This window comes from Synechococcus sp. BIOS-E4-1 (assembly GCF_014279995.1).
In the GTDB taxonomy this organism is placed as follows: domain Bacteria; phylum Cyanobacteriota; class Cyanobacteriia; order PCC-6307; family Cyanobiaceae; genus Synechococcus_C.
Genome location: NZ_CP047935.1, coordinates 184,678 through 201,809, shown reverse-complemented (window position 1 = coordinate 201,809; position 17,132 = coordinate 184,678). Strand labels below are relative to the sequence as shown.

At 55.1% G+C, this 17,132-nt stretch carries 14 protein-coding genes and 1 riboswitch; of the genes, 9 read left to right on the top strand and 5 right to left on the bottom strand.

The features are described 5' to 3' along the window. Window positions 1-12 precede the first annotated feature (12 nt). The 5 genes from SynBIOSE41_RS00860 to SynBIOSE41_RS00840 are packed head-to-tail and all read left to right on the top strand — an operon-like array spanning window position 13 to window position 5,220. A complete protein-coding gene (locus SynBIOSE41_RS00860) occupies window positions 13-951 on the top strand; it encodes an NAD-dependent epimerase/dehydratase family protein (RefSeq protein ID WP_186539278.1) in 939 nt (312 codons plus the stop codon). Next, window positions 951-2,255 (top strand): NAD(P)/FAD-dependent oxidoreductase, encoded by a 1,305-nt coding sequence (locus SynBIOSE41_RS00855; protein WP_186539277.1) that lies wholly within the window; start codon window positions 951-953, stop codon window positions 2,253-2,255. The genes SynBIOSE41_RS00860 and SynBIOSE41_RS00855 overlap by 1 nt, the downstream gene beginning before the upstream one ends. After that, window positions 2,252-2,686, top strand: a complete 435-nt coding sequence (locus SynBIOSE41_RS00850; RefSeq protein WP_186539276.1) for a GtrA family protein — start codon at window positions 2,252-2,254, stop codon at window positions 2,684-2,686. Before SynBIOSE41_RS00855 ends, SynBIOSE41_RS00850 begins: the two co-directional genes overlap by 4 nt. Further along, window positions 2,661-4,217, top strand: a complete 1,557-nt coding sequence (locus SynBIOSE41_RS00845; protein ID WP_186539275.1) for an HAD-IB family phosphatase — start codon at window positions 2,661-2,663, stop codon at window positions 4,215-4,217. Before SynBIOSE41_RS00850 ends, SynBIOSE41_RS00845 begins: the two co-directional genes overlap by 26 nt. A 55-nt stretch (window positions 4,218-4,272) precedes the next feature. Continuing rightward, window positions 4,273-5,220 (top strand): UDP-glucuronic acid decarboxylase family protein, encoded by a 948-nt coding sequence (locus SynBIOSE41_RS00840; RefSeq protein ID WP_186539274.1) that lies wholly within the window; start codon window positions 4,273-4,275, stop codon window positions 5,218-5,220. A gap of 72 nt (window positions 5,221-5,292) precedes the next feature. Here SynBIOSE41_RS00840 and thiC read toward each other — a convergent pair whose 3' ends face one another. The 5 genes from thiC to SynBIOSE41_RS00815 form a co-directional block, all read right to left on the bottom strand. Then, on the bottom strand, window positions 5,293-6,693 hold the full coding sequence (gene thiC / locus SynBIOSE41_RS00835; RefSeq protein WP_066910189.1) for a phosphomethylpyrimidine synthase ThiC: 1,401 nt from the start codon (window positions 6,691-6,693) through the stop codon (window positions 5,293-5,295). Between the two features lie 45 nt (window positions 6,694-6,738). Continuing rightward, window positions 6,739-6,847: riboswitch (TPP riboswitch) on the bottom strand. Window positions 6,848-6,878: 31 nt separating this feature from the next. Continuing rightward, window positions 6,879-7,505, bottom strand: coding sequence for a HEAT repeat domain-containing protein (locus SynBIOSE41_RS00830; protein WP_186539273.1), 627 nt, complete (start codon window positions 7,503-7,505; stop codon window positions 6,879-6,881). Window positions 7,506-7,518: 13 nt separating this feature from the next. After that, the gene (locus tag SynBIOSE41_RS00825; RefSeq protein WP_186539272.1) at window positions 7,519-7,740 is read right to left on the bottom strand and encodes a DUF3188 domain-containing protein; all 222 of its coding nucleotides are present in this window, start codon (window positions 7,738-7,740) and stop codon (window positions 7,519-7,521) included. Next, on the bottom strand, window positions 7,737-8,909 hold the full coding sequence (locus SynBIOSE41_RS00820; protein WP_186539271.1) for an amidohydrolase: 1,173 nt from the start codon (window positions 8,907-8,909) through the stop codon (window positions 7,737-7,739). The genes SynBIOSE41_RS00825 and SynBIOSE41_RS00820 overlap by 4 nt, the downstream gene beginning before the upstream one ends. Beyond that, window positions 8,906-9,697: a tetratricopeptide repeat protein gene (locus SynBIOSE41_RS00815; RefSeq protein WP_186539270.1), complete on the bottom strand. Its 792-nt coding sequence runs from the start codon at window positions 9,695-9,697 to the stop codon at window positions 8,906-8,908. The genes SynBIOSE41_RS00820 and SynBIOSE41_RS00815 overlap by 4 nt, the downstream gene beginning before the upstream one ends. A 302-nt stretch (window positions 9,698-9,999) precedes the next feature. On the opposite strand from SynBIOSE41_RS00815, the gene SynBIOSE41_RS00810 reads away from it, so the two are divergent. From SynBIOSE41_RS00810 to SynBIOSE41_RS00795, 4 genes are read left to right on the top strand one after another with little or no spacing between them, the layout of a single operon-like run. Next, complete coding sequence (locus SynBIOSE41_RS00810) at window positions 10,000-11,469, top strand: TolC family protein (protein ID WP_186539269.1); 1,470 nt, start codon at window positions 10,000-10,002, stop codon at window positions 11,467-11,469. Next, complete coding sequence (locus SynBIOSE41_RS00805) at window positions 11,466-12,824, top strand: hypothetical protein (RefSeq protein ID WP_186539268.1); 1,359 nt, start codon at window positions 11,466-11,468, stop codon at window positions 12,822-12,824. The genes SynBIOSE41_RS00810 and SynBIOSE41_RS00805 overlap by 4 nt, the downstream gene beginning before the upstream one ends. Window positions 12,825-12,835: 11 nt before the next feature. Beyond that, the gene (locus SynBIOSE41_RS00800; RefSeq protein ID WP_186539267.1) at window positions 12,836-14,941 is read left to right on the top strand and encodes an ATP-binding cassette domain-containing protein; all 2,106 of its coding nucleotides are present in this window, start codon (window positions 12,836-12,838) and stop codon (window positions 14,939-14,941) included. Next, window positions 14,938-17,073: an ATP-binding cassette domain-containing protein gene (locus SynBIOSE41_RS00795; protein ID WP_186539266.1), complete on the top strand. Its 2,136-nt coding sequence runs from the start codon at window positions 14,938-14,940 to the stop codon at window positions 17,071-17,073. Before SynBIOSE41_RS00800 ends, SynBIOSE41_RS00795 begins: the two co-directional genes overlap by 4 nt. Window positions 17,074-17,132 lie beyond the last annotated feature (59 nt).

Genomic DNA, 17,132 nt, shown 5'->3' with positions numbered 1-17,132 from the left:
TTCCGCCCTGTCATGAAGATCTTCATTCCCGGCGGTGCCGGACTCGTCGGCCTCAATCTGATCGCCAGGCTGCAAGAAAATCACCCAGATTGGCATTTAATTGTGGTCGACAAAAAAGGTGAAGCTGTTGCGATCGCGCAGGATTTATTTCCAAAGGTCACCTTTATTGAGGAAGACCTATGTTGCCTAGAGGGACAGGATTGGCCTCACCAACTTCAAGGCTGTTCAGCCTGCGTGATGCTCCAAGCTGAAATTGGCAACACCGACAGCAGCCAGTTTGAACGCAACAACGTGCAAAGCACGATCACGGTGCTGAAAGCCCTCAAACATCATCCGGTCCCAAGGCTCATCCACATCAGTAGTTCTGTGGTCAACTCCGTGGCGACAGACCTGTACACCAGCACGAAACGACGACAGGAGGAGTTAGTGCGCGAAGCCCGGCCGGATGCTGTTGTTCTGCGTCCCACCCTGATGTTCGGCTGGTTTGACCGGAAGCACCTGGGCTGGCTTGCACGGTTCATGCACAAACTGCCCGTGTTTCCCATTCCCGGATCTGGACGATTCATTCGCCAGCCCCTCTACGTCGGAGATTTCTGCCGTTTGATCGAACGCTGCCTTGAATCTCCCGAATTACGCGGCAGCTATGACATCACCGGATTGGAGAAAGTGAGTTACATCAGCTTGATGCGTCAGCTGAGACGTGCTGTTCGGGCTCGCACCTTGATGATTCATCTGCCGATCCCTCTGTTCGGATTTCTCCTTCAATGCTGGGCATTCATCTCCAGACAGCCTGCCTTCACCCGATCTCAACTCAAGGCGCTGACGGCTGGCGATGAATTTGATGTCATCGACTGGCCAGGCATCTTTCGAGTCACACCAACACCCTTAGCTGAGGCACTAAGGATCACGTATCAAGATGCTCGTTATTCCCAACTGGAGATGCCGTTCTAATGACATCCATCGCTGTGATTGGTGGCGGCCCCATGGGGCTGGCTGTTGCCTATGAACTTTGTCTTCAAGGTCATGCTCCAGTGCTATTCGAAGCCGATGACCGCTTAGGTGGAATGGCCGCCAGCTTTGACTTTGATGGTCTTCAGTTGGAGCGTTATTACCACTTTCACTGCCTCAGCGACCATGCGTTCTTCGAAATTCTGGAAGAGCTCAATCTCAGCGATCAGCTTTTCTGGCGACAAACCAGCATGGGATTCTTCTTTAACAATCGCCTCTATTCCTGGGGATCAGTTGGAAGTGTGTTGTCATTTCGCCACCTGCCCCTGCTGACCCGATTCCGTTACTTACTCCACGCAGCCCGATGTCTCACCATCCGTGACTGGAGACATCTTGATTCAATCACAGCCACAAGATGGCTGCGCAAATGGCTTGGTGAGCGTGGATATCAGCTGCTTTGGTATAAACTTTTCGCCTTCAAATTCTTCCAATTTAGTGATCAGATTTCCGCAGCCTGGATCTGGAGCCGAGTCCGCCGACTGGGGCAATCCCGCAAGAAGCTGAAAGAAACCCTTGGTTTCTTGAAAGGTGGGTCCCAACAACTAGTGGATGCCCTGGAAGCCTCCATCCGAAACCGCGGTGGTGAGATCCGTTGCAATTCACCAGTGCAATCGATCCAGCCCGGCCCTGAAGGTGGCGCCAAGTTGCAGACACCCGACCATGCTCAACACTTTGATCGAGTGATTTCAACGGTGCCATTGCCCTTGGTCGCACCCATGCTCGAAACCGGAGGGACGAAGCCCGAGCTCGTGAACCGCTACAGCAGTCAACCCTCCGTGGCCTGCGCCTGCGTGGTGTTTCAGACCAGTCGCGCAATCACAGGCAATTTCTGGACGAACGTCAATGATGACCGTTTTGCCATTCCGGGAGTCATCGAAATGAGCAACCTGCGGCCGTTATCACCCCATGTGAGCTACGTGCCTTTCTATATCCCGGCCGATCACCCTGATTACCAGCGAAACAACCAAGCCTTCATCGACGATGCCTGGGATTGCCTCAAAGCCATCAATCCCGATTTGCGAGATGAGCATCGACTGGCAAGCCATTGCAGCAGGTACCGCTTCGCCCAACCGGTTTGCCGCATCAACTTTCAAGCCACACTGCCACCCCTGGAGCCATACCCCGGAGTGATCACCGCAGACACCACCGTCTATTACCCAGAAGACCGAGGCATCAGTGAGAGCGTTGGCTATGGACGATCGCTGGCGCGTCGTGCGCTGGCCAACGCCGCGGCAGCCGCGCCATGAATCAACCCACAACTGCCTCACCCAAACGTCAATTTTTTCTTTTCTTGATCACGGGCGGAATCGCTGCTCTGATCAACATCGGAAGTCGTATCGGATTTTCTCAGGTTCTTCGTTTCGAGCTCGCCGTGCTCGCGGCGTACGCAATCGGAATGGTGACTGCTTATGCATTAGCCCGCCGCTATGTCTTCATCCAAACCCAACAATCGGTCAAGCGATCGTTCGCGGCGTTTGCGCTCATCAACCTCGCGGCCGTGCTTCAAACCTGGTTGGTGAGCATCGGAATCCGCACTTGGCTCTTACCCGTGATCGGAGTGGCCGCACTCGTTGATCTGATTGCTCACAGCTTCGGAGTGGTCGTCCCTGTGGTCACAAGCTTCTTCGGACACAAATACGTGAGTTTCCGCGATGTCTCCAGCGATCGCCGCCTTTGACTGTGACGGCACCCTGATCAAGGGAGACGCCACGCGCTGTTGTTTGCTTCTACTCCAAGGTCCACTCGGACTCATACGGCTACTGCCCAGGCTTCTGCCGCATCTGGTGGCTTGGCAGTTCAAACGCTGCAGTACCGGGCGAATGAAGGAGATCCTCCTCGATGTCGTGCTCCAGGCCACACCACGGGAGCATCGGCAGCGAGTTCTGGAAGAACAACTGCCCATCAAACTGCGATCGCGATTAAGACCTGATGCCCTGAAACGACTGCAATGGCATCGCCAACAAGGGGACCGCTGCATGATCATCACAGCCTCGCCGGAACCGTTCATCCGCCCGCTGGCGGAGCTTCTGAAGATCGAACTGATCGGGACCTGCTGCCAGGATCCTCTTGAAGTGAGCCCTGGCCAACCGTTCAGGCTGCTGTCAGCCAACTGCAAAGGGCCAGAAAAACTCAAACGACTGGAGTTAGCGCTTGGTGAACTGCCATGCCCAGAGAAGCTGGAGGCCTATGGAGATAGCTCTGGTGATCGCGAACTTCTTCAAGCCAGTGGGCGTCCGCATTACCGCAGCTTTTCCGCTGAACCCCGCGCCTACCGCCAATCCCGTTCGTGGCTCCAACGGCTGCTTCCCTGGCTAGCACTGGCTCTACTGGGTCTTGGAATACAGACCTGGTTCGGTCTTCCCAGCACAACGAAATCGCAGCTCATTGAGGCCTGCAGGCGGCTCTTGGTGTGGTTGCCAGTCATTTATGCACTTCTGATTCTCAGTTATTTCGGGCGCTACAGCCGCTGGCGGGTTCTTCTGCGATCGGTTCGAGTCGGTCACTGGAACTGGGCCGATGCCGTGGGCTGGTTTCAAGGATTTGCCCTAACAGCTACTCCAGGAAAGATTGGGGAGCTCAGTCGAGTCGAGCAATTACATGTCGAACTTGGATATCCACGGTTACCTCTAACCCACGCCTTTATCGCCGAGCGTCTCTGCGATGGCGCCGCAGTGCTGGTCTGGCTGAGCGTGATCACACCGGCGATGGTGGCCCAATTACTGCCGCAAGCAGGACCCACTTGGTGGTGGGTGCTCATCCTCACGGGCTTCATCCTGATCAGCCTCAGCTTGCGGCGACAGCGCAGAGTTCGCTCTGGATGGCACACCCTCAAAAAAGCCTGGGACAAGCATCGACCCCGTGGTGCCATGGCGCGCGCCTGCCTACCTGCTCTGTTTTTAAGCCTGCTCTTCTGGGCTATGGAAGCAATGATTCTCTGGCTCCTAGTGATGGTTTTATCCCCAACATCGATCACCCCACTCCAGGGAATTGGCATTTATTTGTTGTCAGGAACAGCGGGGCTGATCAGCAACAGTCCCGGTGGCATCGGCATCAACGAGGCCGCAACCACGCTTCTGCTTCAAGATGCAGGAATTGACGTGCTCGTTGCCCTACCGATCGCAATCCTGCGGAGGGTGCTCACGATCTGGACGATTACAGCAGCTGCAGGTCTGAGCCAGTTGATCCAGGGTCCATTCACACAACGCTGAAGAGCATCCGGCAAGCCAGGCCTGATAACTTCAGCTGAGATGCAACTGGCTTCCCTTGTCCAGCACCCGCAATCTGATCACAGGCGGCGCCGGATTCCTTGGGTCTCACTTAGTAGATCGCTTGATGCAAGCTGGTGAAGAAGTGATCTGCCTGGACAATTACTTCACAGGTAGAAAGGCAAATATCAGCAATTGGATTGGCCATCCAAACTTTGAATTAATTCGCCACGACGTCACAGAACCCATCAAATTAGAAGTTGATCGAATCTGGCATCTAGCATGCCCTGCCTCTCCAATTCACTATCAATTCAACCCAATCAAAACAGCTAAAACAAGTTTCCTTGGCACCTACAACATGTTGGGCCTGGCAAGACGCGTAGGAGCGCGCTTCCTGTTGGCCAGCACAAGCGAAATTTACGGAGATCCAGAAATTCATCCCCAACCGGAAAGTTATCGAGGCTGCGTGAATACCATCGGGATTCGCAGCTGTTACGACGAGGGCAAACGCATTGCCGAAACCCTCTGTTTCGACTACCAGCGCATGCACGGAACGGAGATTCGAGTCATGCGCATCTTCAATACTTATGGCCCTCGCATGCTTCCAGACGATGGGCGGGTTGTCAGCAACTTCATCGTTCAAGCTCTGCAGGGAAAACCTCTGACGCTCTATGGAAATGGCAGTCAAACCAGATCTTTTTGCTACGTGGATGACCTGATTGAAGGCATGATCCGACTGATGAATAGGCACAACACAGGGCCTATCAACATTGGCAACCCCAATGAATTCACCATCCGCCAGTTAGCGGAGCTCGTGCGCGATCGAATCAATCCCAACCTGGAACTGATCAACAAGCCCCTACCCCAGGACGATCCACTGCAACGTCAACCCGTGATTGCTCTTGCCAGACAGGAACTGGGCTGGGAACCCAAGATTTCTCTTGAAGAAGGTCTCGAACCCACAATCAACTGGTTCCGAAAGGCACTGGGAAAGAAAGCCGAATAAACCACGAACCCAATACATCACCACCAAAAGCAATTAATCTTGCTTTTGGTGGTGATGCAGAGCGGAGCTCAATCATTCAGCTTTATCCATCTTCACCCCGGACAATTCAGCGCCACCTTTAACCTCCAACACTTTTTCCAAACCTTCCAGATCCTCATCGGTGATCTTGGTCTGCATCGGACAGTGCTTGGGTCCACACATCGAACAGAATTCAGCCTGCTTGTAGATATCTGCCGGCAGAGTTTCATCGTGGTACTGCTTGGCCCGCTCGGGATCAAGAGACAACTCAAACTGCCTGTTCCAATCAAAGGCATAACGCGCCCGGCTGAGCTCATCATCCCGATCACGAGCGCCTGGGCGATGTCGGGCGATATCAGCAGCATGCGCTGCGATCTTGTAAGCAATCAAGCCCTCACGCACATCGTCGGCATTGGGAAGACCCAGGTGCTCTTTCGGAGTCACATAACAGAGCATCGCAGTGCCATGCCAGCCGGCCATGGCCGCACCGATCGCTGAGGTGATGTGGTCATAACCAGGTGCAATATCGGTCACCAAGGGGCCGAGCACATAGAAGGGTGCCTCGTTGCACTCCTCCATCTGCTTCTTCACGTTGAACTCGATCTGATCCATCGGCACATGGCCTGGACCCTCAACCATCACCTGAATGTCTTTCTCCCAGGCACGACGCGTCAGTTCACCAAGCGTGTGGAGCTCAGCCAACTGAGCCGCATCGGAAGCATCGTGCTGACAACCCGGCCGCAAAGAATCACCCAGTGAAAACGTGCAGTCGTAGCGCTTGAAAATTTCGCAGATGTCGTCGAAACGCGTGTATAGCGGGTTCTGACGATGGTGGTAAAGCATCCACTGGGCGAGGATGCCGCCGCCACGGCTGACGATCCCGGTGATGCGTCCTTTCACCTTGACCAGATGTTCGATCAGCAGGCCGGCATGAATGGTCTGATAGTCGACACCCTGCTGACAGTGCTTCTCGATGATGTGGAGGAAATCATCCTCCGAGAGACGTTCAATCGAACCATGCACACTTTCCAGCGCCTGGTAGACGGGAACGGTGCCGATCGGCACCGGTGAGGCCTTGATAATCGCGGTGCGAACGTCATCCAGGTTGACGCCGCCTGTGGACAGGTCCATCACGGTGTCGGCACCGTATTTCACCGCCAGATTCAGCTTTTTGACCTCTTCCTCGGCATCCGAGGCATTGGGAGATGCGCCGATATTGGCATTCACCTTGCACTTGCTGGCGATCCCAATCGCCATGGGCTCAAGATTTTCATGGTTGATGTTGGCAGGGATCACCATGCGGCCCCGTGCCACCTCCTCCATCACCAAGGTCTCGGGCAGGTTCTCTCTCCTGGCCACATAGACCATCTCCTCGGTCACCACGCCCTGACGGGCGAAATGCATCTGGGACACGTTGGCCTGTCCGCGACGGGACTGAACCCAGGAAGCACGCATGATCCATTCAGCGAAGGAACTGCCAGGAGTCGGCCAGGTAGCCGCGGATCACATTGGTCACTTCCCTAGCGCCGGAATAACCCGGATCAGGTTCAGAGGGTGTGATCTCAGCCAAGAGGATCGCGAACGATCCAAGGCACCCCTAGTGGTGTCCAATTACTAGCAACGCCGTTGAGAACACACCGTCAACGCAGCTGCAAGCCGTTCAGTGCCGCAGCCACAACCCGGTGGTCTCCGTCCTGCTGGAGTGGCTGCAACAAAGCTCTGGCTTGCTCACCAATCGGCTGATCCGCACGCTCGCGAACGATCCGTCCAAGAATCTCGGCACCGCTGACGCGAACCGTGCCATCTGCATCAGTGATCGCGGCACTGGCCAGGTCCAGCAGCCATTCAAAATCAATCTCAGGCTGTTCGGCCAGAGCAGAAAGAATGCTGCAGCGCACAAGCCATGCACTGTCGGCCTCGAAGGCTGCCCTCAGTAAGGGCCAGGCTCGGTCAACGCCGTAGCTCGCAAGGGCATTGGCGGCTTCGGCGCGCACATTCGCATCAGCATCGCTGCGCAGAAGCCGCTCCAAGACAGTCCAACCCTGCTCGGTGCGCTTGTAGCCCAAGCCGCTGCAGCTCAGGGAGCGCACCAGAAAGGCCTCCTGCTCACTGCCCAGCACCAACAGAGGAACCGCATCCTCATCACTGCAGAATCGCAACTGGGTGAGAGCCGGCATGGCCTGCAATGGATCACCAGAACCGATCGCCTCCCTGAGGACGTTGAGATCAGGTTCACCTCCCTGGGGCTGCTCTGGTGTGGAAGCCATGAACTCAATTCTCCTAAAAACGACTGCTCCGCAAAGCCACCAGCAGCCTGTAGCGGCGGCGGCGGCGGCCCACTACAGCGTGGATCATTAAGCCGGAGCCAACCAGGATGGCAGGAACAGACTGCCAACGCTCCGTGCCCTCCCTCTGGACAAGCGCCAGCACCCCAAGGCACACCAGCAGTGGCGCTGCCAAGGACAACAACACATGCAAACGGGTGCGGGGAGGACGGTTCATCTCATCGGTTCCCAAGCCAGCATCGCCGCGGTGAGCACCCGGATCCCAACCTCCAGGCAGCGTTCATCCGGAAGAAAATGGCCGTTGTGCAGCGGCGCACAGCCATCAGGACCCGCAACACCGATGCGAAACATCATGCCCGGCACATCCCTGATCAACTCTGCGAAATCCTCAGCCCCCAAAGAGGGTTGCTCCAAGCGCAGGACCTGGTCAGCGCCCAGTTGCTCGATGGCACAGCGCTCAAGCAGGGCCGTGAGCTTGGGGTCGTTATCAACCGGTGGAGCAATGCAGCGATAGCGAACCGTTGCCGTGGCACCGAAACCCTCGCAAAGAGCCCGCACCGTCTGCTCGATCCAATCGGGCAGATGGTCGTGCAGCTCGTTGGAGAGACAGCGCACCGTTCCCAGCAACGTGACCCGATCGGCAATCACATTGAACGCCTTGCCTCCTTCGATACGCCCGAAGCTCACCACCACTGGCTGTAAGGCATCAAGCCTGCGACTGATGGCTTCCTGGAGGCCAGTGACCACCCTCGAAGCGATCCAGATCGCGTCCACCGACTGATGAGGCCTGGCACCGTGGCCAGCCTGACCGTTGATCTCAATCTCCAACTCACCCGCCGCGGCCGTCAGACTGCCACTGCGCAAACCCACGCTGCCCACAGGCAAAGAGGGGAACACATGCAAACCGAACAACGCTTGAAGGCCATCGGTGGCTCCCGCCTCGCGCATCCAGCGAGCGCCCTGAGCGATTTCCTCAGCCGGCTGAAACAACAGGCGCATCCCAACAGGTAATTGCCGCTCAGCCGCCAGCAGTCGGGCCACCCCCAAACCAACCGTGCTGTGCAGGTCATGCCCACAGGCATGCATCACTCCCTGCCGCATGGATGCATAAGGCAAGTCCGTTAGCTCCTCAATGGGCAGTGCATCCATATCCACGCGCAAGCCGAGTTTGGGACCCTGTTCGGGGCCAAGATCAGCCACCACACCCGTGCGGCCAACGCCTTCACGAACGCGCCAACCGGCCTGACGCAGATCGCCCGCGATCAATGCAGCGGTTTGGTGCTCTTCCCCACTGAGCTCAGGATGGGCATGCAGATGACGGCGAAACTCGATCAACTCCGGCAACAGGGCATCCAGGCGCTCTATCCAGGTGGCAGTGAGGTTCATGACACCTCCAGAGCAAGAAAGCGCTCAAGATCAGCAATCGGCCGTGGCGGCCAACGACGCACCTCGGCCAGCCAGGCGGCATCGCGATAACTGGGGTCAAGACCAGAGGCAGCGGCCCAATGGCTTTCCGCTTCACCACGCGAACCTTCACTCCAGAGCAAAGCACTCAAAGCCGCTCTCGCATCAGCGAACAGTGGGTAGCGCCGGATCAGATTGCGCAGGTTTCGCTCTGCTTCTTTCAGATCATTGAGCTGATAAAGAGCCAGAGCATCACTCGATCGAGCCATCGCGAATCCTGGCCTGGCGTCGGCAGCCAAACGATAGAGACGCTGGGCTTCCTGCCATTCACCTTCGGATCCACGCACATTGCCAAGGTTGTAAAGGGCTGAGGCATCGCTCGGGTCTCTTTCCAAAATCCAGTCGTAATCGGCTGCTGCCTCAGACCAGCGCTGCAACGCCTCTTCTGCTGTGCCGCGATTGAGACGGGGGTCAGCATCCTCAGGAGCAAGCTCAATCGATCGGGTTTGATCGGCGATGGCCCCCTCTGGATCACCAAGCATCAGACGCACATTGCCGCGATTACTCCAGGCCGCAGCATCGTTTGGAGCGAGATCCAGCACCTGATCCCAGACCGGAAGTGCCTGCTGCGGATCCCCGGCACGGCTGAGCGCGAGAGCACGATCGAACAGCTGCGGCAGCGAATCCACCTCAGTGGCCTCTGCGGAGATGGGAAACAAAACCACCAGCAGAGACAGGCACCAGCCGAGCAGGAGTTGCTTCCACCTCATCTCAAAAGCCCCTGTTCATCCATTAACTGCTGATGATCAAGCCCCCGAACCATGACCGTCGCTCTGTCAAAAAATGCGCCCTAGAACCTCAAGCTGCAAGCGAAAGGAAACCCCTCGCAGGAAGACATTCCAAAGGTTTTAGTATCGTATCGAGATCAACCCGGTGAAAGTGAGTTGGCGATCTTGAAGTTCGGAACCAGGAGAGTCACAAGCCTCAAACAATGATCATGGAGCGTCTTGCCAGCTCATAAAGCAACCATTAAGTTCCAGAGACTGTCCGGAAGCCGATCCTCACTTCGCGGATGAAAAAATCTGTCTTCAGATTGTGTCTCGGAGGGTGTGCAGCCGTGCTGGGACTTGGGCACTCGCAACCTCCAGTCCCCTCGGAACTGCAGCCTGCACGGGAACTGCTGAATCAGTCAGAACAGATCAACCTCGCAGATGCGATCGAGGCGACATTGCGTAACAACCCACAACTCTTGGCAGCTGTGGAAACAATCAGGGCTCGCCGCTCTCTGCTCGCCTCCGAACAACGCCGCTGGTCTCCAACAGCGGGCTTTTTCACATACAGCGAATCAACACCGCTACTAGGTCAATACTTCGAGACTGACATCATTTCCTACCCCCAAGGCAGCGATGAAAGCTCCACCTATGAATTCAATAATTACAGCCTGGGATCTCTTGGACTGCAGGTAAGCTGGAGCTTTTTAGAACCAACTCGCCAGCCGGCAATCAATCGGTCTAACTCCTTACTTAAGGCAGAACAATTTACCTTTGACGTGATTGCTCGAAGCATTGTTCTTGACACCCAAATCAGCTACTACGAACTACAAGAAAATCAACGATTAATTCAGATTTATGAAAAGATTTATGAGCGCAACCTCAGGCAACTTGACATCATCGAGGAGCAATTCAGAGGCGGTCTACTTCACATTGGAGACGTGTCTCAGCAGAAAACGCTGCTGCTCAGCCAGCTCACTGAACTGGACGGATTTTATAGGTCACAACTACAGATCGCATCCGATCTTGCACGCATCATGGGGCGGCCTCCAGGAAGTTCTGTGATTCCAGCGGAGCTCAGCAGCAACGATTTTGCCAACTGGGAGCTCTCCTTGCCGCAAACGATTGATGAGGGTTTAGCCCTGCGAGAGGAGATTCGCCTTTCTCTGGCAGAAGCGGAAGCAGATGATTGGGAGGCAAGGCGGCTTCTCAACCTTTACCTACCTGTGCTGTCCCTCACAGCCAATGGATACGCAACCTATTCAGAAGGAATCATCGATGGCCCGATTGGCACCAGCAACTCCGGAGACCGTGGCAACTCAACCGACACCGATCTGGCGATTGGCCTCGGCTTCAACTGGAACTTCTTCGATGGTGGTGTACAGACAGCACGCGCCGCGGCCAATCGCAGCTTGGCAAAAGCGCAGAGACAAAAAGCCCAACAGGAACGCGACCGGGTGGGGAACCAGATCCGTCGCAGTTACTCCTCTTATCTGACGTCCAGACTGGCCCTGCCTCAGTCGCAAGAAGCTCTGGAGACAGCAAGGGAGGCAGTGAATGTCGCATCAGCGCGCTATGCAGCCGGCGTTGGTGACATCACCACAGTGGTGCAGGCCACCGAGTTGCTTGGTGATGCTGCGGAACAGAACAAATCCTTGCGTCTGATTTATCGCAATGCGATCGCAGAGCTCTACCGCTACTCCGCACAGTGGCCGAAACCATTTCAGCCACAGATCCGCGCCCTGATGAAGTCAAGGACAACTGATCCATGAACAAGCCCTCCACCAGCGAATACACCTCGGTCCGTCTGATCTCATCGCCCTTAAGAGCGGCGATCATCATCACGCTGTTGATCAGCACTGGAGGGCTGCTTTGGGCCTGTTTTGCAAAGGTTCCGATCTACGTGGACGGATTCGGCCTGATGATCCGCAAGGGCAATAATCGCCGGCTGCTCAGCCTCAGCGAGGGTGAACTCCACCACAATTTCAACGCCGATGGCGTGGCAGCCAGTCAGCGCGACCGAGAGCTGTTTGAGATCAGTCAGCTCGGAATCCAAAAAACCGCTGCTCAGACCGCTGAGCTGGCAGCGCAGGTGCTGGCACTGACAGACACGCCCAACCTCGATCGAACCGGCAGTTTGAGCACAGAACAAATCGCACGCGGATCTTTACTGAGCTGGGTGGAAGCACCGGCTCAATGGGCTGCCTTGCAGGACAGCCTGGATGCCTATCGGCTCAGTGAAAAAACCCTGCGTTTAACCGAAAAGGAACTCACGACGATCGACCTCGCATTGAAGAGAAAAATCGAGCTTCTGAAGAACGAAGTCGAGACGCAGAACGAATTCTTGGAAACCATTCGTGAGCTGAATTCCCGCGGCTATGCAAGCCGGGCGAAGTATCTGAGCCAGCAAAGTCGCGTGGATGCCATCCGCAGCGAAGTGTTGTCTCATCAGGAGCGACTGGCAGTGAACCAGGCCCAATTGCTGCAATCCAAAATCGCGGTGGATTCGGCCGAGACAGAACTCGTCAAGGCACTGCGAACCTATGCCGACGTCAGCCTGATCTTTGCCAAACACGATTTATTCATCACCGATGTTCTGGCACCCCACCTGAGTGAGGTGCAGCAAAACGATGCTGTGCTCAGGGTCTCCAGGCAATCTCTCAGCAAACTTCCTGAACAGATCCCAGGCTTTCTCTCGCAGGCTTCAGCCCAACAGGTCCGTCCAGGCATGAAGGTTCTGGCGACTCCCACAGGCATGAGCCAGGCACAGTACGGAGGTCTGCTGGCCAAGGTGAAGAGCGTGGAAGTGTTACCTGCCTCTCTCACTGAAATCAGGCAGAGCCTTGGTAGTGAAGGAGAGGCCATCGAAATCTCCAACCTGATTCCTGAACCAATTCTGATCACGATCCAACTTGAAGAAGACCCGAAGAGCACCGACAGCAATAAGGAAGGACTGAAGTGGTCCTCAGCAGGACGCATCCCCTATCCGGTCCGTGAAGGTGATCTGCTCAGTCTGCAGATCACCACCCAAACAGTGCGTCCAATCAGTTTGCTGATTCCGTGGCTCCGGCAATTCAGCGGAACCAGTGCACCAATGCTCACTCCTCAGCGCGGCGGCGCAACATAACGCGGAGAACGATGCCAGAAAAGCCTCCGTACAAATTGCCCCAACTTCTGCAAAATGTGGAGGCTGAATCCGGAGCAGTGGCTCTCGGCATTGCCCTGGCTTGCCATGGGAAAACTTGCACCCTTCGAGAACTGAGCTCAGCCTCTGGCGTCACCCGCGATGGCATCACTCCAGAGAAGCTGTTGAAGGCTGCCGAATCCTTTGGACTGGCAGGGCAATGGGAAAACCTAAACAACGACGAAACCGCCGACAAACGCATCCAAAACTTGAGAGAGCCGGCCATCAGCATCGACAGCCGCAACTGTTATGGCGTCATTCTCGCGAGCCACCAGGATTGCGCAGAGATCTACAACACGGCCAATGGCAGACAACAACAAGAGCTCAAAGAGTTCAGAGGAACTCTGCTTCTGCCGTTAACAACAACGGCAGGTTTCAGCCGTAGCCAACGTACGCCGTTCTGGCAAAGCACTTTCAAATCGGTGATACCGCTGCGAAGATCAGTGCTGGCCTTGTTTTTACTGTCAACAGGATCGGTGATTCCGACCTTGATGATTGCGGCCTGCTCTTCGCAGTTCATCGATCAGTTTCTGCAACAAAACCGTCTTTCATTCGGCATCCCGATCGTCTGGCTCTCACTGATCGCACTCTCACTGAGTGTCTGCATGGCTCTGCTCTCCAACTTGTTGCTGAGAAGGATGGTCTTCGTACTTGAAAGACGAATGGCCGATGAAGTCTTCGAGACTCTATTCACGCGTAGCTACGACTTCCTGACACTGCGCAAGAGTGGCGATCTGGCTTCCCGACTGATGTACCCCTACTACATGCCATATACAGGAATTTTTTCGTTCCTTTCGCCAATTCTTGGTTTGTGGACTGCTTTGCTGATTGTAGTCTTCTCAGCTTTTATTTCCTTCCCTTTATTCCTGCTGCTCCTGCTGGGTTTTGTGGTGATTCTGAGAGCTTCCTACGTGGTCACGAGCAAGACTTCTGACAATCTGACGATCCGTCAAAAAGCCAACAATTCACGCTATGCAACAGCATTTCAACTGATCAATAATCTTTACTCCTTCAAAGGCAGCGGCACTGAATTCAGCATGCTGCAGAAGTGGCAAAGTTTTTTTGCAGAAGGAGTTTACGAGAATCAGATCATTGGCGAGCAGAAGGTCAAACGCAATGTGACCATCAATGGAACAATCTTCGCCACACAAGTCTTGCTTCTCGGAGTTGGCGGCCTGCTGATCATCCAGGGCAGCGTTTCTCTCGGCAGCCTGCTTGCCTTCGTCTTTATCCAAGGACAGATCAGCGACTCTCTGCAATCGATTCCAGCCATCAGCAATGGCTGGCAATCACTTCAGGGCTTGCTGTTGCTCTACGACGACCTTTGCCAGGGGGAACAAGATTCCTGGCATCGCGCCCTCGATCGTGCTGACGATGACAACACGAGCAAAGAGTCATCCGACGACATGAACAGCCTGGACATCAGAATGAATGATCTTGGCTGCCGTTTCAGTCAGTTCGATGATCCCGTCCTCAAAGATTTCAGCGATCACATCAGTCAAGGTGAACAGATCTTGCTGTGTGGCGAAAGTGGCTCAGGAAAAACAGTGTTACTGAGAATCATCAGCGGACTGCTTGAACATACTGAAGGAGAGCTCCTTGTGAATGGCAAGCCCATCACGTCAATCGACAGCAGGCAGTGGCACAGCAAAGTTAGTTATGTCGACGAAAATCCAAGCTTGTTTTCAGGAAATCTACTTGAGAACATCACCGCGTGGCGGATGGATTGTCATCGCAGCGATGCAACACGTGCTGCAGATATTGTTGGCTTAACAGATTGGATCGAACGCTTTGAAGCAGGTTTCGAGCATCATCTCGAAAATGCTGAACAGATCCTCTGCAGCAGCCAGAAAATTCAATTCTCGATTGCAAGGGCGCTATGTGGGCATCCACGGGTCCTACTGCTGGATGTCGACACCAGCAAACTTCGCAAGCAGGATGAGCAACGGATTCACGCTTATTGCCGAGAGGAAGGCATCACTCTTGTGAGCCTTTCGGAACGAGGCATGGCCAAGGGCTACGACCGCGTGATGACGCTTGAGCGAAGAGCCCTGACATGAGTAAAAGCGACGGAGGCTATCTCAACCGACTTGACCGACAGATTTATTCTCTGCGCCCAAGACAAACAGATGTTTCGCGCACAGCCGGTGATTCAGTGATGTTGATCAGCGCTGCGCTGCGCCTGCTCAATATGCCTAACAAACGACTGGATCGAGTGGAAGGCGACATCCTCACCTGCCTCGATTTCAACAATATTTACTACAGAACAGTGTCCCTACCGGGGGATCTTGAAAAGGGCGAATACCCCCTTTTAGTCATTCATAAAGCTGACGATCGCCAGCCTTACTTGCTTTACAGGGATGGACAGAAGAACAGCCTGATCACCATCCGTAACGGTCGCACCATTCGAATCACGAAGGCGCCATGGCCCGTCTTCGCTGATACCGCACAGGAACTGCATCGCAGCTTTCGCGATCAGATTGACGGGGTCACTGAGATTGCCCGTCTCGCTTACCAGCCGGAATTGGGTGCCATAGGGCTGCTTCTGCTGATCTCCCTGATCGTGCTGATGTTCAGCCTTTCCATTCCCATCCTCACGAACACACTGGTCTCCTCGGTGCTCCCGCAAAGCGATCTCTGGTGGCTGGCTGAAAGTCTCCTGGTCGTCGCCATGGTCGTGGTGGCTTCAATCACCAGCCAGTACCTGCAAGGGCTGATGATCCTGCGGCTGGAAACCATTGGCAACCAACGCCTACAGATCGGGGTCTGGGAGCATTTCCTCAAGCTTCCATCAGGATTTACAGCTGATCACAGCAAAGGTGAGATCTACGTCGGGCTCAGCGCCATCTCCAAAATCCGCAGCTACATCGGAGCTGGCGCGCTGACCTCGGCACTCTCCGCGTTGTTTTCCTTCGCCTTCCTGGCGCTGATGATCAAGTACAGCCCAGGCCTTGCCGTCTGGATGGTTCTTGTCGTCATGGTGGCGCTGGTGGTGGTGTTCCAAATCGCCAGACAATCCATTGAGCTCAATGAGGAGGTGTTTGAACTCAAGGCGGAACTCAACACCATGAGCAATGAGATCAGCTCTAACGCCTTTGCCATCCGGTCAATGTCATCGGAGATTCCGATGCTGCGGCGCTGGATGCAGCGCTACACGACGATGGCCAACATCTCGCTCAAGCTGAATGGCTTGGAGCAGGCCATCGATGTCATCCTGATCTTCCTGTCTCCACTGGGTTCCGTTGTTCTGTTCGCGGTGGCAGTCGTACAGGTGCTCAATGCACCGCAGTCCACCGGCGACCCAAAACTTGTCGGCAGTTTCATCGCCTTTTACTCGGCCTTCACCGCCTTCACAGGATCAGTCGCAGGAGCCGCTTCTAACCTCACCACGGTGTTTGCCACGGTTTCGGTTCTCTGGAAAAAAGCCAGAACGATCCTGGATGAGCCGATCGAGCAGGGCTGGCGAGTTGACGCCATCAACCATGTCTTTGAAGGCGAAATCAGTCTCAGAGACATTCGAATCCAACCATCAGGACTGCGATCACCACTGCTCAACAAAATCAGCCTGACAGTGGACATCGGCAAGATTCTTGTGATCGCTGGGCAGAGAGCCTCCGGAAAATCATTGCTGCTGAAAACCATGATCGGTATGACTACTCCCGACCTGGGAGAGGTGCTGATCGACTCCACTCCCATCAGCAAAATATCGATCCGAGGATTACGGCGGCAGGTCGGCTATCTGCCTCAGGAGATCGTGCTTGAGACCCTATGCCTCAGAGACTTACTGCGTGAACATCGCGATGACAGCGATGACGTGCTCTGGGCGATGCTCCAAGAAGTGGGCCTCCAAGAGCGAATCCGAGCTCTACCTCAACAACTGGATACCCAGCTCGATGGCGAGGAAGAACCCCTCAACAGCGCGGAATGCAAGCTGCTGGCACTTGCCAGAGCTCTTCTGAGGCAGCCATCAGCTCTCCTGCTGGATGAATTTCTGGTGGGAATTCCCGAGGAAGCGCATGCTGATCTGCTCACTCTGATCCAAAAGCAAGGATGCACAACTGTGCTGGTGGCAAGCCATGAGAGTGAATTAGAGATCGCCAACACAATTGTGTTGATTGAGGACGGAACGATCGGATGCCAGGGCAAGCTCGGATCTCCTGGACTGGAGCGCGAGGTTTTTGACCTGGATTGAGATGCAGATGGGGTTGTTCAGCGGTCCGTCAGGGAGCAATCCAAACGTCATCCCTGATC